Genomic DNA, 17,719 nt, shown 5'->3' with positions numbered 1-17,719 from the left:
GAGGCAGCTACAATGGGATCGAGCGGTCGTCGGCAAAGGCCTGCAGCAGCGCCCGCATGGGCAACCCCTGCGCCGGCGCCATCAGATTGTCGTCGAAGAACGCCTTCAATTCTTCCAGCGGCAGCTCCGTCAGCATCGCCTTGACCGGGCCGATCGAGGCCGGCGACATGGAGATCGAGCGGAAACCGAGGCCGATGAGTGCCATCGCGGAAATGGGTTTTCCGGCGAGTTCGCCGCACAGGGTGACCGGCGTGTGGTTGCGGGCACCGGCGTCGGCGATCTGCTTGAGCACGCGCAGGAACGGCGCCGACAGCGTGTCGAAGCGGTTGGCCAGCTGCGTGTTGCCGCGGTCGACCGCCATGACGAACTGGAAAAGGTCGTTCGATCCGACCGAGACGAAGTCGACGGCCTTCATCAATTCGTCGAGTTGGAACAGCAGCGAGGGCACTTCCAGCATGGCGCCGAGCTTGAGGCTGGTCGGCAGATGATGGGCGAAGCGCGACAAATGCCGCACCTCGCGGTCGATGATCTCGCGCGCCTGGGCGATCTCGCCGAGTTCGGTCACCATCGGCAGCATCAGCTTGAGCTCGCGCCCGCCGCTGGCCTTCAGCAGGGCGCGGATCTGGGTGCGCAACAGTCCGGGACGGTCGAGCGTCAGGCGGATCGCTCGCCAGCCGAGCGCCGGGTTCTCTTCCTGGATGGCGCCCTTGAAATAAGGCAGCACCTTGTCGCCGCCGATATCGATGGTGCGGAAGGTGACTGGCTTGCCGCGTGCCGCCTCGAGCACGTCGCGGTAGAGTTTCTCCTGGGCCTCGGCACGGGGAAAGGTCGAGGCGACCATGAACTGCAATTCGGTGCGGAACAGGCCGATGCCGGCCGCGCCCGCCTCAGCCAGTTGCGGCAGGTCGACGGCCAGCCCGGCATTCATCAAGAGATCGACCTGGACACCGTCCTTGGTCGTCGACGGCTTCTTGCGCAGCTCGCGATAGACCTCTTGCCGGCGTGCCCTGAAACGCACCTTTTCGGCATAGGCGGCTTCGAGATCGGACTGCGGCCGCAGATGGATCGCGCCTTCCTCGCCGTCGACGATGATGGCATCGCCGTTTTCCGCCATGGAGACGGCGCCCTTCATCTGGCCGGCGACCGGAATGCCCATGGCGCGCGCGACGATGACGACGTGGCTGGTGGCCGCGCCATCCTCGAGCACCAGCCCGCGCAATTTGTCGCGGGGATAGTCGAGCAGCTCGGCCGCGCCCATCGAACGGGCGACGATGATGGCATCCTTCGGCAGCGAGGCGGCGACATCCTCCGGGCCGCGCCCCATAAGCTGACGCAGCAGCCGGTTGGCGAGGTCGTCGAAATCGCTCATCCGCTCGCGCAGATAGGGATCGGTCATGTGCAGCATGCGCGCACGCATGTCGCTCTGCACCTTTTCGACCGCCGCTTCGGCCGTCAGGCCGTTGCGGATCGCCTCTTCCAGCCGGCGCACCCAGCCGCGGTCATTGGCGAACATGCGGTAGGCTTCCAGCACCTGGCGATGCTCGCCTTCGAAGGCGACGTCGCGGCGTTCCAGCATGTCGTCGATCGACAACCGCAGCGACCCGAGCGAGGCTTCGAGCCGCCGGACCTCCTCCTCGCTGTCCTCGTTGAACAGATTGGTGACGACGATGCGCGGCTCATGCAGCACGACGTGGCCAAGCCCGACGCCATCGTTGAACGACAGGCCGGTGAAGCTGACCGGGCGGCGCAAATCGAGTTCGAGGCCGGGCCGGGTCAGCCGCGCCAGATCGCCGGTGGCGATCATCTCGGCGATCACCATCGCGGTGGTTTCCAGCGCCTCGACCTCGTCGTCACGGTAGTGGCGCATGGTCTTGTTCTGGACGACCAAGACGCCCAGCGTGCGCCCTGCCCGCAGGACCGGCACGCCGAGGAAGGAATTGTAGATCTCCTCCCCGGTCTCCGGCAGGTAGGCGAAGGCCGGGTGTTCCTGCGCGTTGGACAGGTTGAGCGGCCGCGCGCTCGCCGCGATCGTGCCGACCAGGCCTTGTCCCAGCCTGAGCTGCGCCAGGTGGACGGCGTTCGGGTTCAGGCCTTCGGTGGCATAGAGTTCGAGCACCGAATCGGCGCGCAGCACATAGAGCGAGCACACTTCGGCGACCATGTTGGAGGCGATGTCGCGCACGATCCGGTCAAGCCGCTCCTGCGGCTCCAGCGGCTCCTGCATGAGCTCGCGGAGCCGTTTGAGCAAAACGCGCGGGCCACTGGCCTGATCACGCATCGCGGCTTGTTCTCCAATGGGCTTCTTGCCGGCGCAGTTTCCGCCGCGGCCGGCACTCACGCAACAACTGATTCAGTCTTGCTACTGCTTATCGAGACCGTAGACGGAATGCAAAGTACGAACCGCGAGTTCAGTGTATGGACCGTCGATCAGTATCGAAATCTTGATCTCGGAGGTCGTGATCGCGCGGATATTGATCGAACGGTCGGCCAGCGCCTTGAACGCGGTGGCGGCGACGCCGGCATGGCTTCTCATGCCGATGCCGATGACCGAAACTTTCGACATGCCGGCTTCAGACTGGACGACGTCGTAGCCGACCTCGGCTTTCAGCCGGTCGAGCACGGCAAGCGCCTTGTCGAGGTCGCCCGACGGCACGGTAAAGGTCATGTCGGTGAACTTGCCGTCCTCGGAGATGTTCTGGACGATCATGTCGACATTGATGTTGGCCTCGGCCAGCGGCCCGAAGATGCCGGCGGCGACGCCTGGCCGATCGCCGACGCGGCGCAGCGAAATCTGGGCCTCGTCCTTGGCGTAGGCAATTCCGGTGACGACCTGCTGTTCCACGATCTCTTCCTCGTCGCAAATGAGCGTTCCCGGAGGATTGAGCAAATCCCCCATTCCAGGCGCATCGGGATCGTCGAAGGACGACCGCACGAAGGTACGCACCCTGTGCACCATGGCAAGCTCGACCGAACGCACCTGCAGAACCTTGGCGCCGAGCGAAGCCATTTCAAGCATTTCCTCGAACGAAATCTTGGCCAGCCGCCGCGCCTTCGGCTCGATGCGCGGATCGGTGGTGTAAACCCCGTCGACGTCGGTGTAGATGTCGCAACGGTCGGCCTTGACAGCGGCAGCGATGGCCACCGCGCTGGTGTCGGAGCCGCCACGGCCAAGCGTAGCGATGCGATTGTCGGGCCCAATGCCCTGGAATCCGGCGATCACCGCCACCTGGCCTTCGCCGAAGCGCTTGACCAGGAAGGCGCCGTCGATGTCGAGGATGCGCGCCGCGCCATGCGCATTGTCGGTCTTGATCGGGATCTGCCAGCCCTGCCAGGAGCGCGCATGCACGCCCATGTTCTGCAAGGTGATCGCCAGCAGGCCCGCAGTGACCTGCTCACCCGAGGCGACGACCGCGTCATATTCGCGTGCGTCATGCATCGGCGAGGCTTCGCGCGTCCATTGCACCAATTCATTGGTCTTGCCGGCCATCGCCGAGACCACGACAGCCACCTCATGGCCGGCGTCGACCTCGCGTTTGACGTGACGCGCCACATTGCGGATGCGGGCGATGTCGGCGACGGAGGTTCCGCCGAATTTCATCACGATACGCGCCATGGAAGCGAAATGCCTTTGACTGAAGCCGGCCAGGAGCCGTAAGCGGGAGAAAGCGCCCGGCTGACGCCGGCCGCTGAATGCGCGGCCTCCTTAGCCAAATGATGACGGTTTCGCAAGGCTGGCGGCTGATCGCCGCTTTCAAGAAGACGGCATATTGCCTTCCAAGCTTGCGCCGCTTACCAAATATTGCCCGCGAGAAATTCCTTTTGGTTCGGCAAAATAGATGATTGCCCGTCTTCGGCGTGCCATGCGATGGCAGTCGGTACCACTCGTCACCGGCTTCGCCGTATTGGCGATGATCGTCGGCACCCGTGCCGTGCTCGTCGAAAACCAACGAGCCAATCGCGCCGCCGCTCGCGAGACAATCGAATATCAAGAGTTGCTGTCGGGGTTGCTTTCAATGGCGCAGGACGCCGAGAGCGGCCAGCGCGGCTATCTCTTGACCGGTGAGAAATCCTATCTCGAACCTTACCGGAAGGCCGTCGATGCCATTCCGGGACAGCTCTCCCGCATCGGCGCCATGACGGCTTCGGACGACCAAATCGTCCAGCAGATCAATCATATCAAGGACGCGCTTTCGCAAAAGCAGGCTGAACAGGCCCGGACGATTGCCCTCTATGACAAGGGCGATGCCGCCGCCGCGCTGCAACTGGTCCGCAGCGGCCAGGGCAAGGCCGCCATGGACGAAATCCGCGCCAGCATGGACACGATCCGCCGCATCAGCGCCGCCGACATCGCCGCACGCGACGAACAAACGGACCGGGTTGAAGCCTGGCTGCGCATCGGTTCGCTGGCGGCCCTTCTGGCGATCTTCGTGCTCGGCGTCTACACCGTCCGCGAATCCCGCCGCCGCTTCCGCGACGTTGTCATCGGCCAGGAAGAGCTGATGCGCAAGAACATCGAACTCGGCAACGAGATCCAGACACGTGAAAAGGCCGAGTCCCAGATACGCCAGATGCAGAAGATGGAGGCGGTCGGCCAACTGACAGGCGGTATCGCTCACGATTTCAACAACATGCTGGCGGTGATCATCAGCGCCATGAACCTTGCCCAGCGCAAGCTGAAGCGCGGCGAGTACGACTTGGAAAAGCTCATCGAGGCCGCGACCGACGCGGCCAGCCGCGCCGCCAAGCTGACCTCGCGTCTGCTTGCCTTCTCGCGCCAGCAGCCGCTCGCGCCGCAGGTCGTCGACACCAACCGCCTGGTGACCGGCATGTCCGATCTTTTGCGTCGTGCTCTGGGTGAAGGCATCCGCATCGAAACGGTGCTGGCGGGCGGCCTGTGGAAAACCCACGCCGACCCAAGCCAGATCGAAAACGCGATCCTCAACCTGGCCGTCAATGCCCGTGACGCGATGAGCGAAGATGGCAAGCTGACCATCGAGACCGCCAACAGCCATCTCGACGACGGCTACGCTGCCACCCATGCCGACGTGATCCCCGGCCAATATGTGATGATCGCCGTCAGCGATACCGGCGAGGGCATGTCGGCGGATGTGATGGCGAGGGCATTCGAGCCTTTTTTCACGACCAAGCCGGTCAACAAGGGCACGGGACTTGGGCTGAGCCAGGTGTTCGGCTTCGTCAAGCAATCGGGTGGCCACGTCAAGATCTACTCCGAACGGGACCAGGGCACGACGGTCAGGATCTACCTGCCGCGCTTTTTCGGACCGGAGGAGCCGGCAATACCGGCCGAGCGCGGCGACAGCACCGCCAAGGTCACCGAGACGATCCTCGTGGTCGAGGACGATGCCCAAGTGCGGGCGGCCACGACGGACGCCATGCGCGAACTCGGCTATGAGGTCATCCACGTTGGAAGCGGTCAGGAGGCGCTTGAGAAGCTGACCGCTGCACCTGGCGTTGCACTTCTCTTCACCGACATCGTCATGCCGGTGATGAACGGCCGCAAGCTCGCTGAGGAGGCGGTGGCGCGCCAACCCGGCCTGAAAGTCATCTTCACCACTGGTTTCACCAGGAATGCCGTCGTCCACAACGGCGTGCTCGACCATGACGTGAACTTCTTGGCCAAGCCGTTCACCATCGAGCAACTGGCCGCGAAGCTGCGCGAGGTGCTGGACACGAAATAATGCATGTTGGCCGCCAGAACTCCGCTTCAGCCCGACGCGGCCACGTCTGTCCATAAGCCGGGATAGTCGACGACGAAGCCGTGCGGCGAAACGTCGAGGATCTCCTCGTAACCGAACATCGGCGCCGCGTAGGCATAGCGGGTCTTGTCAAGGCGACGGTAGCTCTGTTCGAGGCGTACCAGTTCCAGCGCAGGGAAGGTCAGGTAGGCAGCCGGAGCGGGCGTCGCCTCGCCGATGCCGAGAGCGAACCGGCGGATCGCCACCAGGTTCGACGCCGGCGTGAAACCGAGATCGATGTCGACGGGGCCGGCAGCAGCGTGCTGCGGTTCGCCGTTCAGCATCCACCGACAGTCGGAATCGCTTTCGATCTCATAGTGCAGGCTCCGCATGCCGAGAACGCCCTCGACCCGTGCTGAACGCGTGCGCCAGCCGGCATCGCAAATCACCTCATAGGCAAGGCAGCATGGCGTGCCGTCCTGGACGAAGATGGCCTGTCCCTTGAGACTGAACCCGTCGTCGGTTTGCGAAAGCAGGCAAGCGTCGTGTCCTTCCACATCCAGCCGGCGCCAAAGGATCGAAGCCATCTTCCGTGTCATCGTCGTCTCCTCTAACTCAAAGCCTATCCTCTCTTCGCCCGCCAAGCCGATCGTGTTTCGCCCCACTGCCCGGCAGGTGACATGTCCTGACAAGACGGGGCCTGACAAGGCGGGGCCTGATAGGGCTGGTCCTGACAGGGCGGGCTGCTCTGCCAGTGGAGGAAAAATGCTGCCTTGACATTCGCGGCCTCACGCCCGACTTCCTAGCGCATGACCCCGAAATCGATCTCGATTTCGGGGTCATGCGCAGATTCAAAGTGCTACAGCGTCCTTTGCGCGTCCAAGGACATGCGGCGCTTAAGTGCCGAGGAGACCAACCGATGCCCGAGCCCCGACGATCGACGATCGATGCCGGAGAGGTGGAACGCTTTTCCGCCCTTGCCGCGGAGTGGTGGAACCCGAACGGCAAGTTTCGTCCGTTGCACAAATTCAATCCGGTCCGGCTTTCCTACATCCGCGACCAGATAGCGGTGCGCTTCGGCCGTGACCCGCGCGCGGCGCGGCCTTTCGAAGGCCTGCGCATTCTCGACATCGGCTGCGGCGGCGGTCTCCTGTGCGAGCCGATGGCCCGGCTTGGCGCCGAGGTGGTGGGCGCCGACGCTTCGGCGACCAACATCGAAGTGGCGAAGCTGCACGCGGCCGACGGCAATGTGAGCGTCGATTATCGCGCCACGACCGCCGAGGACCTTGCCGACGCCGGCGAGACGTTCGACGTCATCCTCAACATGGAAGTGGTCGAGCATGTCGCCGACATCGACCTGTTCGTCGCCAAATGCGGGCAGATGGTCCGCCCCGGCGGCATCATGTTCGTGGCCACCATCAACCGCACGCTGAAGGCGCTGGGTCTCGCCATCATCGGCGCCGAATATGTATTGCGCTGGCTGCCGCGCGGCACCCACCAATTCGGCAAGCTGGTGCGCCCGGAAGAGCTGGAAAAGGCACTCGGCGGCGCCGGCCTGACCGTCATCGATCGCACCGGCGTCACCTACAATCCGCTTGCCGATCGTTGGTCACGGTCGAAGGACATGGACGTCAACTACATGGTGCTGGCCGAAAAGGCATCGGTCTGACGACCACACTCCCTGGAGAAATGACCGGCATCCAAGGCCGGAGCCCGGCGGCGGAGGTGCCGACTAGATCCAGAATAGCTACGCCTTCTGGCTTTGCGCCCTGGTGGTGATGATGACGCCGATGGTGATGATGACCGCACCGGCCCAGGTCAGCAGCCGATAGTGCTCGCCAAGAAAAATCGTGCCGGCAAACAGCCCGACGGCGGCCGCCACATAGCCGATCTGGCTGAGATAGACCGGGCCGCCGACCGCCTGCAGCCGGAAGAAGAAGGCGAACATCGCCGCGGCCGACGCAACCTGCCCGACGACGACCAGCGGCACGCCGCCGAGCGGTGCGAAAGCCCTGACGCCGAACAACGCAAGTATGCCGGCGAGCAGCAGCGTCGCCGCTGCCAGATGGCTGCCGACGGCCAGTTCGATCGGCCCGGTATCCTGCGGCCAGTCGATGGTGCGGTAGATGTTGCCGGCGGCAAGGCTGACCGGGATCAGCAGGCCCATTACCACCCAGAACAGATCGGCGGGCTGGCCGGCCTCGCCGCGTGTCACCGCCACCATGACGGCGCCGACGAAGCCGACGGCGATGCCGATGATGCCGAGAAGGTTGGGGCGCCGTACGCGCAGCAGAATCGAAAACACCAGCGTGATGACGGGCGACAGCGTGAACATGATGCCGGTGTAGCCGGCCCCCAGATGCGGTATGGCCGAGAACATCAAGAGATTGGGGACGGCGTAGGATACCGCCGCGGTGACGAAGAAATAGCGCAGTTTGTGGGCGCTGAGCCGGATGCGCTGGCCGCGTGCCAAGAGCACGCACAGCAGCACGCCGCCGGCCCCGAACGAGATGACGAAGGCCCAGACCATGGCCGGCACCCCAGCCGCCGTTGCAAGCTTGCCGAAAGGCAGCGTCAGGCCGAGCAAGCCACCGGTGACGATGAGCAGGCCGAGCGCCGAATCCCAGAGAAATTTCATTTGATCGAGTCCTGTCGTGCGGCCCTTGGCCCGCATTGAATCTTGCGGTAAGATAATGCAAAGATTCTTAACGTCAAGATATATAGCGGTGAGACAATGGACAGGGCAGCGCGAGCGATCGAGCAGTGGAAACGGGAGCGACCGGACCTGGATGTCTCGCCGATGGGCGTACTCGGACGGCTCAACGAGGCATCGTCCCTGATCGCCCGCGATCGCCTCGCGCCATTGTTTGCCCGTTACGGTTTGCAGTCCGGGGAGTTCGATGTGCTGGCGACGCTGCGCCGCTCCGGATCACCCTACGCGCTGACCCCGACCGCACTCTACGAAGCGACGATGGTGACCTCAGGCGCCATGACCAACCGGCTCGACCGGCTCGAGACATCCGGATTGATCTCGCGCGGACCGCACCCCAATGATCGGCGTGGCATTGTGGTGCGGCTGACCGAAAAGGGCCTTGCGCTCATCGACGAGGCTGTCACCGCGCACGTCGCCAACGAACACGAGATTCTCGCGGGCCTGACGCAGGCCGAACGGGAAACGCTCTCGCGTCTGCTTGGGAAATTGATCGGCAGTATGGGCTAACCGCTCAGTTGCGGTCGTCCGGGAACACCGGGATCGGCATGAAGTCGACGCCGTCCTCGGCGAGGCTCTTGGCCTCGTCCAGCGTCGCCTCGCCATAGATGCCGCGCGCATCGGTTTCGCCGAAGTGGATTTTTCGGGCTTCCTCGGCGAACTTGTCGCCGACATAGTCGGCATTCTCGCGCACCTTCTCGGCCATCGCCTTCAACTGCGCCAGCGCCTGCTTCTGCGCCTCGCCCATGGCGAGTGCTATGGTTTCCTGCTTGCGGGCCGTGGAAACGGCGGGCGCCATCAAGGCCTTCTGCACCTTGTGCGAGCCGCAGCTCGGGCAATCGACAAAGCCGCGCTTCTTCTGGGTGTCGAAATCGTCATTGCTGCGAAACCAGCCCTCGAACTCGTGCTCGTTCTCGCAGATCAAGGAAAAACGGATCAAGAGGCAGCACCCCTAAGAAGCGGCGCCTCCGCTGAACCGGCATTGACGGTGAAATCCCGCGCATTTTTCAGGTTGGGGATCTTCTTCCGCGCGGCGAGCGACTGCGCCGGGTCGATCTCGGCGACGATCACACCGGGCTCGTCATGCGCGGCCTCGGCGATGATGCGGCCCCACGGATCGACGATCAGCGAATGCCCAAAAGTCTCGCGTCCATCCTCATGCAGGCCGCCTTGCGCGGCGGCAACGACATAGGCGCCATTCTCGATGGCGCGAGCCCTCAGCAGCACATGCCAGTGGGCCTCGCCCGTCTGGCGGGTGAAGGCGGCGGGTACGGTCAAAACATCCGCGCCGGACATGGCCTCAGCGCGGAACAGTTGCGGGAAACGCAGATCATAGCAGACCGCGAAGCCAAGCCTGGCGCCCGCGATCTCGGTCACGACGGCCTCGGTGCCCGGTTCGTAAGCGGCGGATTCGCGCCAGCTCTCGCCATTGTCGAGATCGACGTCGAACATGTGGATCTTGTCGTAGGTGGCGAGCGTGGCGCCGTCGGGTCCGAACAGCAGCGCCCGGTTGGCGAGCTTGCCGTCGGCACGCAGGATCGCGGTCGAGCCGATATGCAGGAAGACGCCGAGTTCGCGCGCCAGCCTGCGCGCGGTCGCGACAACGATGTCCTTGTCTTCGGAGGTGAAGGAAGCGGCACGCGCTTCCTTGTCGCGGATCAGCGCTCCGGTCATTTCGGGTGTCTGGATGTAGGTCGCGCCTTGCGCCGCGGCCTCGCGCACCAGCCGTTCGACATCGACCGCATTGCGCTCCGGGCTCTCGCCTGAACGCATCTGGACCGCAGCAGCCTTGAAAACACCCATCGTCACACCCTCAAATCGTCGCGCCGTTGGCGAGAAGCCTGTCCAGCCGGCCTTCGGCCTCCAGCTCATGGAGTTCGTCGCAGCCACCGACATGCGTATCGCCGATGAAAATCTGCGGAAAGGTCGTGCGCCCGTGAGCACGCGAAATCATCTCTTGCCGCAGTTCCGGCGAAAACGAGGCATCGTGCTCGGTATAGGCGACGCCCTTGCGCTCCAGCAGCCGCTTGGCTGCCGTGCAGTAGCCGCACATCATGCGCGTATAGATCGTGACATCGGCCATGACGAATTCCGTAGTCTCTTCCAAGCTCATACGTCCATTGCCGACTTATATAGTCGCGGACTCGTCCGCCCGAAAGTCCCCCGGCAACACACGGGCAAAGGTCAGCACGTCGACTGCGGCAGCACCTCCCTTTTTCAGCGCCTTGGTAGCGGAACGCACGGTGGCGCCGGTGGTGTAGACATCGTCGACCAGAAGCACCCTGCGGCCGGCAATCTCGATCTCGGCTTCCACCGGCACCCGGAAAGCGGCGCGCACATTGTCCTCGCGTTCCTGCCGCTCCAGCCCCACCTGCTGCCGCGTGAGCTTGACGCGCTGCATCGCCGAGGGTGCGAAAGACAGGCCGCTGAGTTCGCAGACCGCGCGCGCCAGTTCCGCCGACTGGTTGAACCGCCGCCTGAAGAAACGCCGCCAGTGCAGCGGCACCGGCACCACCACATCGGCCTCGGCGATGAGGTCGGCGCCGGCGCGCACCATCCAGCGCGCCATCCATGGCGCAAGATCCGTACGATCCTGGTATTTCAGCCCCTGCACCATCTGGCGGGCAACGCCGGAATAGGCAACGGCCGCCCGCGCCCGGTCGAAGGGCGGCGGATCGGCAATCGCCTCGGCCGACAGAAAGCCTTCGCCCATGTTGTGCGTGAACGGCGTGCCCATCACCGGGCACCAGGGCCGCTCCAGGAGCCGCAGCTTCGGCCAGCAGGCGCCGCACAGCACGCCGGGCTGCGAGACATGCCGGCGGCAGCCGGCGCAAACCGGCGGAAACAGGATGCGCGCCGGCCAGCCGAGGGCCGAGCGGGCCAGGCTTCCGATCTCGACGGACTTGATCTTGGACCTCGGATCGGCCACGTGGTTGGTTCTCCGTACCGGCTATACCAGGTATATCAGGGCGCGGACAAACAAGGATCCGCCCGTTGCAGCTGATAATGGATACCTCTCTGTGGCTGGCGCACAAGCGGCGCGCGCTTGACGCTCCGGTCGACGGTGCCGATTTCCTCATGAACCGCACTGCCGAGGATCTTGCCGACCGGCTGGGTGCCGTCGAACGCAGGTTCGGCAAGGCGGCGGTGCTGTTTTGCCAGACACAGGCCGCGGCCAACGTCCTCGCCGCGAGCGGCAAGGTGACGGAGATCGTCCGCGTCGAGACGGACGCGGCTTTCCTGGACGGTGCCGCAGGCATGATCGCACCGCTGGAAACCGTGCCGTTCGAGCCGGAAAGCCTCGATCTGGCGGTGTCGCTTCTGTCGCTGCAGGCGATGAACGACATTCCAGGTATGCTGATCCAGATCCGCCGCGCGCTGCGGCCGGACGGACTTTTCCTCGGCGCCTTCGCGGGCGCCGGCACGCTCGGTGAATTGCGCGAAAGCCTGCTTGCGGCCGAGACCGAGCTTTACGGCGGCGCCAGCCCGCGCGTCATCCCATTCACCGACGTGCGCGATGCCGGTGCGCTTTTGCAGCGGGCCGGTCTCGCCCTGCCGGTCGCCGATGTCGAAACCGTGACAGTGCGCTATGCCAACCTGTTTGCCCTGATGGCCGACCTGCGCGCCATGGGCGAAACCAGCGCGCTTGCCGACCGCAGCCGACGGCCGGGTTCACGCAAGCTGTTCGCGCGTGCCGCCGAAATCTACGCCGAGCGGTTTTCCGACCCTGATGGCCGGATAAGGGCGAGTTTCTCGATCGTCTGGATGTCCGGCTGGGCGCCCGATGCGTCGCAGCAAAAACCGCTGAAGCCTGGTTCGGCAAAGGTCTCGCTGAAGACTGTGCTGGAAGGGCCTGAAAAGCATTGAACTGTCCGCGACGCGGACAAGCCAAGATCAATGCGCGCCAAGATCAAAGCGCGCCAGGGTCAATGCGCGCCAGGATCAATTCGCAAAAGCGTTGGCAAGCCTGCTGCCATTGTCGCTGAACAGCCAGGTGATCGAGTTGAAGACTTGGCCGATGCCGCCAATGATGGTCAGCGACAGCACGCAGACAATCAAGGCGTATTCGACGGCGGTGGCGCCGGTCTCATCCGTCAGAAAACGCAGCAGCACTGTTTTCATCGCCTCGATCCCTCTTGCCGGAACCCTACCGCCGATCTGTTAAGAAAGGTTAACGGCAAAGGCTTAACGGGCGGTGAAATCACCGCCCTCTGGTAAATCTCTTAACCATATCAGCAGTCGCCGCTGCTCCTGCCGTCGGACCGAATGATGCAGACTGAACTTGGCTGAGCCTGCAGCACGCTGCGACGCACCGTATAGATGCTGCGATGACTGACCGAACCCGTGGCCGTCATGTCGAGACCACCGGAAAAATCGTCACGAACCGATTGCGAGCGCGTCCGGCTGTCGAGGAAAGGTGTCGCGATCAGCGCCAGTGCCACCGCGGCCGAGCCGAACAGCAGCGTGATGCGCAGCACCCCCATTCCGGCATCGGCGACACGAAAGCTGCGGTCGGACCGGATCGAGTCCCAATCCCTGTCTAGGCTCATGCTGTCGCTCCCCAGCGAATCGGCGGCACGGCCGCGACAACACGGCCACGCATCAACTTTTCATGATGAGATAAATCTTCCATTAACGCCGGCTGATATGGCCCGATACCGTGGATCTGGCTCGGCCACCGGCGGCATGTGGCCTTGCCCTGCTCACAGAAGATCGATGAGGAACGGGATCAGCGGAGCATCGGCCGGAGGCATCGGATAGTCGCGCATCTGCTTGGGCCGCACCCATTTCAGCGCCTGCCCTTCCCTGGGCTGGGCAATGCCGCGGAAACGGCGGCAGATGAACAGCGGCATCAGAAGATGGAAGTCGTCATAGGAATGGCTGGCGAAGGTGAGTGGCGCCAGGCATGGGATCTCGGTCTCGATGCCGATCTCCTCCTGCAGTTCGCGGATGAGGCATTGTTCCGGCGTCTCGCCGGGCTCGACCTTGCCGCCGGGGAATTCCCACAGGCCGGCAAGCTGCTTGCCTGGCGGTCGCTGCGCCAAGAGCACGCGGCCATCGGTATCGACCAGCGCACAGGCCGCGACCAGCAGCAGGCGCTTGCCCGTGCTTGCTAGATCATTCATGTATTCACCAGCTCATTCCTGCCCAACGTCACTCATGACCGGGCGGCCGGCGGTAGTGGTAGCGATAGACTTCCTCGAAGCCGAGCGAATGGTAGAGTGCCAACGCCGGCACGTTGACGGCCTCGACCTGCAGCCAAGCCTCCCGCGCGCCGCGCAGCCGTGCCCATTTCAGCGCCGACAAGATCAGGTTGCGGCCATGGCCCTTGTTGCGCGCCGACCTGTCGGTCGCCACCTCGAACAGCCCGGCAAGATCGCCATCATGCACGCAGATCAGCGTCGCCAGCGGTTCTGCCCCGTCTTCGAGCGCGAACAGCCCGGCTTCGGGCTGAATGGCGCCGATGATCTCCGACAGGCCGGGCCGCAAGGAAACATCCGAGCCGCTGACCTTCAGCGAGGCGCCGATGAAGCGGCTGATGTCCTTGAGCGGTATCTGGTCCATGGCGGTGTCGAGCTGCGCGGCCGCCAGCGGCAGCCGCATGACCAGGGATTCGTCGAACCGGTTCCAGCCCTCCTTGTCGAGATGACTGGCCAGATCAGGCCCAGACAGCGGCGACATGCGGAAGGTCAGCGGCCGGCCATAGGCGTCGAAACGGCGGCTGGCGCGGCCGATACGGTCGGCCATGTGCTGCGTGTCGCCGGGATCGAGCGGATTGACCGAATTCAGGCGCTTGGCCGGATGGCCGGCGGTCAGCCGCACCACCCAGGTACCGTCGTAATGGACCGCGGCCGCCGGCCAGGCGCGAAAGCCGGCCGCCTCGTAGCGGCGCACGGTTGCGAGCATGCTTGCCGGATGGCGCGAAACCAAGGCGATCAGCTCCTGTAGTCGCCGTTGATGGCGACATATTCCTTGGTGAGATCGCAGGTCCACACCGTCGCCTTGCCGCGGCCGATGCCGATATCGGCGCGGATGCGGATGTCGTCGCGCTTCATGTAGGCCGAAGTCTTCTCTTCCGAATAGGCCGCATCGCGTTCGCCCTCATGCGCCAGCCGGTTGTCGCCGAACCAGATCGACAGCCTGTCGCGATCGGCTGGCTCGCCGGCCTTGCCGACGGCCATGACGACGCGGCCCCAATTGGCGTCCTCGCCGGCAACCGCCGTCTTGACCAGCGGCGAATTGGCGATCGACAGCGCGATGCGTTTGGCCGAGCGCGCCGATTTCGCGCCGGTGACGGTGACTTCGACCTGCTTGCGGGCGCCCTCGCCGTCACGCACCACCTGCAGCGCCAGCGACTTCAGCACCTTGCCGAGCGCCCGGCGGAACGCGCCGAGACGGGCATCCCTGGGATCGGTGATTTCAGGCGCGCCGCGTTGGGCGGCCTTGCCGGTGGCAAAGATCAGCAGCGTGTCGCTGGTCGAGGTGTCGCTGTCGACGGTGACCGCGTTGAAGGTCTTGGCGGTGCCGCGCGACAAAAGATCCTGCAGCACGGGAGCCGCGATCGGCGCATCGGTGGCGACGAAGGACAGCATCGTCGCCATGTCCGGCGCGATCATGCCGGCGCCCTTGGAAATGCCGTTGATGGTGACATCGGTGTCGCCGAGCTTGACGGTCTGCGTGGCCACTTTCGGATAGGTGTCCGTGGTCATGATGGCCTTGGCCGCCTCGGTCCACAGATCCGGCTTGCCGTCATTGACCAGGCCGGCGAGCAGATGGCTGAATTTCGTGGTGTCGAGCGGTTCGCCGATGACACCGGTCGACGCCAGAAAAACCTCTCCCGCCGTGCAGCCGGCCGCCTTGGCCGCCGCCTCGCCTGTCAGCGCGGTGGACTCGCGGCCCTTCTTGCCGGTGAAGGCATTGGCGTTGCCGGAATTGACGACCAGCACCCGGGCCTTGCCGGGGCCGAGGTTCTGCCGGCAGAAATCGACCGGCGCCGAGGGGCATTTCGACTTTGTGAACACGCCGGCGACCGTGGTGCCTGCGTCGAAGACCATGGCCAGGAGGTCGGTGCGGTTCTTGTACTTTATCCCCGCTTCGGCGGTGGCGATGCGCACCCCTTCGACAACAGGCATCTTGGGGTACTTCTTCGGCGCGAGCGGCGAAATCGTCGTGGACATGGGGACCTCGGGCGGGAAAATCGCAAGGGGAAGGCCGGTTTGCCCGATACGAAGCCCGTGCGCAAGGGCGTTTTCGCCGCGCCTGCCGGGCGTGAAATCACCACGGGTCAAGCTTGCGTTTCAAATCTGTTGGCATCGCCGGGGACTGTGGCGCTATCATCGCTTCCCATGGGCAGGCTTGCGATCCTCGCTTGGGCGTTTCTGGGACTTTTGCTGCTGAGCGCCGACGCTGAGCCGCAACGGCGCGTCGCGCTCGTCATCGGCAACGGCACCTATGCCGAAGCCGGCACTCTGGCCAATCCGGTGAACGACGCGCTCGATATCGCCGACAAGCTGCGCTCGATCGGCTTCGAAGTCATCGAAGGCAACGATCTCGGCAAGCGCGAGCTCGAACGCAAGATCGGCGAGTTCTCGGATGCCCTGCAGGGCGCGGGCGCCGGGCTTTTCTACTATGCCGGCCATGGCCTGCAGGTCGACGGCCGCAATTATGTCGTGCCGGTCGATGCCAGGCTCGACATGCCGGTGAAGCTCCAGCTCGAAGCGGTGCCGATCGACGAGGTCCTCGACATCATGGAACAGCAGACCAAGGTCAGCCTGGTGTTTCTCGATGCCTGCCGCAACAATCCGTTTGCCCGCAGCTTGAGCCGTACCGTCACCACCCGCTCGGCGACCGCTCTGGCGGGGCTGGCGCAATTCGATTCGACGCGCGGCTCCTTCATCGCCTTCTCGACCGCGCCGGGTGCGGTCGCCATGGATGGGACCGGGCGCAACTCGCCTTTCGCCGCCGCATTGCTGCGGCACATCGCCGAGCCCGGCCAGAGCATCAACGACATGATGATCGCGGTGCGCCACGATGTGATCTCGCAAACGCGCGAGGCCCAGCGACCATGGGAACAGGGTTCGCTGCTCGAACGCTTCGAGTTTGTGCCGGGCGGCGAGCCGATGCTGTCGCCCAAAGTGGCGGCGGCACCCGCGCCGGCCCCGCAGGTCGCTGCACTCGAGCGCTCCGTGGGCGACGACAAAGCCTCGATCGAAAAATTCCTGCGCCAGGATTATCTGGCGCCGGACACCAGGGCGATGGCCGACACCGTCCAGCGGCTCTACGGTTCGTCCGCCTCCATTTTCGGCGCACGCTACGACGCCGCCGCCATCCTCAAGATGAAGGCCGACTGGTTTGCGCAATGGGCTTCGTGGTCGCTTGGCCTGGAATCCGGCAGCCTGGAGATCACGCCGCATGGGGAGGATCGCGCCGATGCCGCTTTCGCCATGCGCTACGACTATGTGCCGAAGGACAAGTCGGCGGCACGGCTGACCGGCAAGGCGCGCATCACGCTCGGGCTGGTCAAGGCCGAGGACGGGTGGCGCATCGAGTCGGAAACCTCTCAAGCGGTGCAATGAACGGCGGGACGATCGCCCTGCGGCTTCGCCTGATTCGTTGAAAAACGGCCCGTTTCGTTTCATCGCGTGCTCACCTATGATTGCCGCGAAAGTGTTGGCGAGGACGACGGGAATGGCCGAGGACGCGGATCCGGCACGCAAATCGATTGGCGCCAGGCGCAATCCCGACAGCGCCGAAGCCATTCTGGAAGCCGCCGAAGCCGTGCTGGTCGAGGCCGGCTATGCCGGTTTCTCGATCGAAGCCGTGGCGCGCCGCGCCCGTGCCGGCAAGCCGACCATCTACCGCTGGTGGCCGAGCAAGGCGGCATTGCTGCTCGACGTCTACCAGCGCCAGAAACGCGTTGACGTGCCCGATACCGGAAAACTGGAGGAGGATCTCGTCGGCTTCCTGGAGAACCTCTTCGCGCATTGGCGCGAGACATCGTCGGGGAGCGTGTTCAGGTCGCTGATCGCCGAGGCGCAGACGGACGAAACCGCGGCGACAGCCCTTGCCGGCTATGCCGGCGGACGCCGCACCCATACCGGGCAGATCATCGAGCGCGCCAAGGCCAGGGGCGAGATCGCCAACGATATCGATCCGGCCGTGGTCGCCGATCTCGTCGCTTCCTATGCCTGGCGGCAGCTCCTGACCAACCGGATCGATGAGCCCGAGGCGACGATACGCAAGGTGGTCCACTATCTCCTGCAAGGCATAGCGGCATCAGGCAGATAGCGGCGGCTAACAAAAAGGGCGCGGC

19 protein-coding genes are annotated in these 17,719 nt (G+C 64.4%); 6 read left to right on the top strand and 13 right to left on the bottom strand.

What is annotated here, in order from left to right:
- Positions 1 to 7: 7 nt before the first annotated feature.
- Positions 8 to 2,278 (bottom strand): phosphoenolpyruvate--protein phosphotransferase, encoded by a 2,271-nt coding sequence (ptsP, locus tag AC0NIH_RS07980; RefSeq protein WP_023763932.1) that lies wholly within the window; start codon positions 2,276 to 2,278, stop codon positions 8 to 10.
- Positions 2,279 to 2,359: 81 nt separating this feature from the next.
- Positions 2,360 to 3,613: an aspartate kinase gene (locus AC0NIH_RS07975; RefSeq protein ID WP_013892869.1), complete on the bottom strand. Its 1,254-nt coding sequence runs from the start codon at positions 3,611 to 3,613 to the stop codon at positions 2,360 to 2,362.
- Between the two features lie 247 nt (positions 3,614 to 3,860).
- Between AC0NIH_RS07975 and AC0NIH_RS07970 the strand changes: the two genes are divergently transcribed.
- On the top strand, positions 3,861 to 5,699 hold the full coding sequence (locus tag AC0NIH_RS07970; protein ID WP_473463918.1) for a CHASE3 domain-containing protein: 1,839 nt from the start codon (positions 3,861 to 3,863) through the stop codon (positions 5,697 to 5,699).
- Between the two features lie 26 nt (positions 5,700 to 5,725).
- Here the strand turns inward: AC0NIH_RS07970 and AC0NIH_RS07965 are convergent, their stop codons facing one another.
- Positions 5,726 to 6,295, bottom strand: a complete 570-nt coding sequence (locus AC0NIH_RS07965; protein WP_473463653.1) for a putative glycolipid-binding domain-containing protein — start codon at positions 6,293 to 6,295, stop codon at positions 5,726 to 5,728.
- A gap of 320 nt (positions 6,296 to 6,615) precedes the next feature.
- Between AC0NIH_RS07965 and ubiG the strand changes: the two genes are divergently transcribed.
- Positions 6,616 to 7,365, top strand: coding sequence for a bifunctional 2-polyprenyl-6-hydroxyphenol methylase/3-demethylubiquinol 3-O-methyltransferase UbiG (gene ubiG / locus AC0NIH_RS07960; protein WP_023763929.1), 750 nt, complete (start codon positions 6,616 to 6,618; stop codon positions 7,363 to 7,365).
- Between the two features lie 78 nt (positions 7,366 to 7,443).
- Here ubiG and AC0NIH_RS07955 read toward each other — a convergent pair whose 3' ends face one another.
- A complete protein-coding gene (locus tag AC0NIH_RS07955; protein WP_473463650.1) occupies positions 7,444 to 8,334 on the bottom strand; it encodes a DMT family transporter in 891 nt (296 codons plus the stop codon).
- Positions 8,335 to 8,430: 96 nt separating this feature from the next.
- Here AC0NIH_RS07955 and AC0NIH_RS07950 point away from each other — a divergent pair, with 96 nt between their 5' ends.
- Positions 8,431 to 8,916 (top strand): MarR family winged helix-turn-helix transcriptional regulator, encoded by a 486-nt coding sequence (locus tag AC0NIH_RS07950; RefSeq protein WP_023763927.1) that lies wholly within the window; start codon positions 8,431 to 8,433, stop codon positions 8,914 to 8,916.
- Positions 8,917 to 8,920: 4 nt separating this feature from the next.
- Here AC0NIH_RS07950 and AC0NIH_RS07945 read toward each other — a convergent pair whose 3' ends face one another.
- The 4 genes from AC0NIH_RS07945 to AC0NIH_RS07930 are packed head-to-tail and all read right to left on the bottom strand — an operon-like array spanning position 8,921 to position 11,335.
- Positions 8,921 to 9,346: a DUF1178 family protein gene (locus AC0NIH_RS07945; protein WP_013892863.1), complete on the bottom strand. Its 426-nt coding sequence runs from the start codon at positions 9,344 to 9,346 to the stop codon at positions 8,921 to 8,923.
- The gene (locus AC0NIH_RS07940) at positions 9,343 to 10,209 is read right to left on the bottom strand and encodes a carbon-nitrogen hydrolase family protein (RefSeq protein ID WP_473463646.1); all 867 of its coding nucleotides are present in this window, start codon (positions 10,207 to 10,209) and stop codon (positions 9,343 to 9,345) included. The genes AC0NIH_RS07945 and AC0NIH_RS07940 overlap by 4 nt, the downstream gene beginning before the upstream one ends.
- A 10-nt stretch (positions 10,210 to 10,219) precedes the next feature.
- Entirely contained in the window at positions 10,220 to 10,489 is a 270-nt protein-coding gene (grxC, locus tag AC0NIH_RS07935) for a glutaredoxin 3 (protein WP_352707346.1), read from the bottom strand.
- Positions 10,490 to 10,534: 45 nt separating this feature from the next.
- Positions 10,535 to 11,335 (bottom strand): ComF family protein, encoded by an 801-nt coding sequence (locus AC0NIH_RS07930; RefSeq protein WP_224686606.1) that lies wholly within the window; start codon positions 11,333 to 11,335, stop codon positions 10,535 to 10,537.
- Positions 11,336 to 11,400: 65 nt separating this feature from the next.
- On the opposite strand from AC0NIH_RS07930, the gene AC0NIH_RS07925 reads away from it, so the two are divergent.
- Positions 11,401 to 12,273: a methyltransferase domain-containing protein gene (locus AC0NIH_RS07925; RefSeq protein WP_473463642.1), complete on the top strand. Its 873-nt coding sequence runs from the start codon at positions 11,401 to 11,403 to the stop codon at positions 12,271 to 12,273.
- A gap of 75 nt (positions 12,274 to 12,348) precedes the next feature.
- Here the strand turns inward: AC0NIH_RS07925 and AC0NIH_RS07920 are convergent, their stop codons facing one another.
- The 5 genes from AC0NIH_RS07920 to argJ all read right to left on the bottom strand — a co-directional run bounded on the left by AC0NIH_RS07920 (position 12,349) and on the right by argJ (position 15,584).
- The gene (locus AC0NIH_RS07920) at positions 12,349 to 12,528 is read right to left on the bottom strand and encodes a Flp family type IVb pilin (RefSeq protein ID WP_287276628.1); all 180 of its coding nucleotides are present in this window, start codon (positions 12,526 to 12,528) and stop codon (positions 12,349 to 12,351) included.
- Positions 12,529 to 12,638: 110 nt separating this feature from the next.
- The gene (locus tag AC0NIH_RS07915; protein WP_023763921.1) at positions 12,639 to 12,956 is read right to left on the bottom strand and encodes a hypothetical protein; all 318 of its coding nucleotides are present in this window, start codon (positions 12,954 to 12,956) and stop codon (positions 12,639 to 12,641) included.
- A 153-nt stretch (positions 12,957 to 13,109) separates the two neighbouring features.
- Positions 13,110 to 13,532 carry a (deoxy)nucleoside triphosphate pyrophosphohydrolase gene (locus AC0NIH_RS07910; RefSeq protein WP_023763920.1) on the bottom strand — a complete coding sequence of 141 codons (423 nt, stop codon included), beginning with the start codon at positions 13,530 to 13,532 and terminating at the stop codon, positions 13,110 to 13,112.
- A 28-nt stretch (positions 13,533 to 13,560) separates the two neighbouring features.
- Complete coding sequence (locus AC0NIH_RS07905) at positions 13,561 to 14,313, bottom strand: GNAT family N-acetyltransferase (RefSeq protein ID WP_473463916.1); 753 nt, start codon at positions 14,311 to 14,313, stop codon at positions 13,561 to 13,563.
- Positions 14,314 to 14,342: 29 nt separating this feature from the next.
- Entirely contained in the window at positions 14,343 to 15,584 is a 1,242-nt protein-coding gene (gene argJ / locus AC0NIH_RS07900; RefSeq protein WP_473463639.1) for a bifunctional glutamate N-acetyltransferase/amino-acid acetyltransferase ArgJ, read from the bottom strand.
- Between the two features lie 168 nt (positions 15,585 to 15,752).
- Between argJ and AC0NIH_RS07895 the strand changes: the two genes are divergently transcribed.
- Positions 15,753 to 16,982 (top strand): caspase family protein, encoded by a 1,230-nt coding sequence (locus AC0NIH_RS07895; protein WP_473463636.1) that lies wholly within the window; start codon positions 15,753 to 15,755, stop codon positions 16,980 to 16,982.
- Between the two features lie 112 nt (positions 16,983 to 17,094).
- Positions 17,095 to 17,694: a TetR/AcrR family transcriptional regulator gene (locus tag AC0NIH_RS07890; protein ID WP_473463634.1), complete on the top strand. Its 600-nt coding sequence runs from the start codon at positions 17,095 to 17,097 to the stop codon at positions 17,692 to 17,694.
- Positions 17,695 to 17,719: the final 25 nt, after the last annotated feature.

Source organism: Mesorhizobium sp. WSM1386, assembly GCF_055901595.1.
This window is presented reverse-complemented; position numbering and strand designations above follow the sequence as displayed.

What these genes read in the sequence shown, in the direction of transcription:
- AC0NIH_RS07915 (WP_023763921.1), bottom strand. Translation starts at nt 12,956, where the DNA reads ATGAGCCTAGACAGGGATTGGGACTCGATCCGGTCCGACCGCAGCTTT.
- AC0NIH_RS07940 (WP_473463646.1), bottom strand. Translation starts at nt 10,209, where the DNA reads ATGGGTGTTTTCAAGGCTGCTGCGGTCCAGATGCGTTCAGGCGAGAGC.
- AC0NIH_RS07975 (WP_013892869.1), bottom strand. Translation starts at nt 3,613, where the DNA reads ATGGCGCGTATCGTGATGAAATTCGGCGGAACCTCCGTCGCCGACATC.
- AC0NIH_RS07890 (WP_473463634.1), top strand. Translation starts at nt 17,095, where the DNA reads ATGGCCGAGGACGCGGATCCGGCACGCAAATCGATTGGCGCCAGGCGC.
- AC0NIH_RS07905 (WP_473463916.1), bottom strand. Translation starts at nt 14,313, where the DNA reads ATGCTCGCAACCGTGCGCCGCTACGAGGCGGCCGGCTTTCGCGCCTGG.
- AC0NIH_RS07950 (WP_023763927.1), top strand. Translation starts at nt 8,431, where the DNA reads ATGGACAGGGCAGCGCGAGCGATCGAGCAGTGGAAACGGGAGCGACCG.
- AC0NIH_RS07895 (WP_473463636.1), top strand. Translation starts at nt 15,753, where the DNA reads ATGGGCAGGCTTGCGATCCTCGCTTGGGCGTTTCTGGGACTTTTGCTG.
- AC0NIH_RS07955 (WP_473463650.1), bottom strand. Translation starts at nt 8,334, where the DNA reads ATGAAATTTCTCTGGGATTCGGCGCTCGGCCTGCTCATCGTCACCGGT.
- grxC (WP_352707346.1), bottom strand. Translation starts at nt 10,489, where the DNA reads ATGGCCGATGTCACGATCTATACGCGCATGATGTGCGGCTACTGCACG.
- AC0NIH_RS07910 (WP_023763920.1), bottom strand. Translation starts at nt 13,532, where the DNA reads ATGAATGATCTAGCAAGCACGGGCAAGCGCCTGCTGCTGGTCGCGGCC.
- AC0NIH_RS07970 (WP_473463918.1), top strand. Translation starts at nt 3,861, where the DNA reads ATGCGATGGCAGTCGGTACCACTCGTCACCGGCTTCGCCGTATTGGCG.
- argJ (WP_473463639.1), bottom strand. Translation starts at nt 15,584, where the DNA reads ATGTCCACGACGATTTCGCCGCTCGCGCCGAAGAAGTACCCCAAGATG.
- AC0NIH_RS07920 (WP_287276628.1), bottom strand. Translation starts at nt 12,528, where the DNA reads ATGAAAACAGTGCTGCTGCGTTTTCTGACGGATGAGACCGGCGCCACC.
- ptsP (WP_023763932.1), bottom strand. Translation starts at nt 2,278, where the DNA reads ATGCGTGATCAGGCCAGTGGCCCGCGCGTTTTGCTCAAACGGCTCCGC.
- ubiG (WP_023763929.1), top strand. Translation starts at nt 6,616, where the DNA reads ATGCCCGAGCCCCGACGATCGACGATCGATGCCGGAGAGGTGGAACGC.
- AC0NIH_RS07965 (WP_473463653.1), bottom strand. Translation starts at nt 6,295, where the DNA reads ATGACACGGAAGATGGCTTCGATCCTTTGGCGCCGGCTGGATGTGGAA.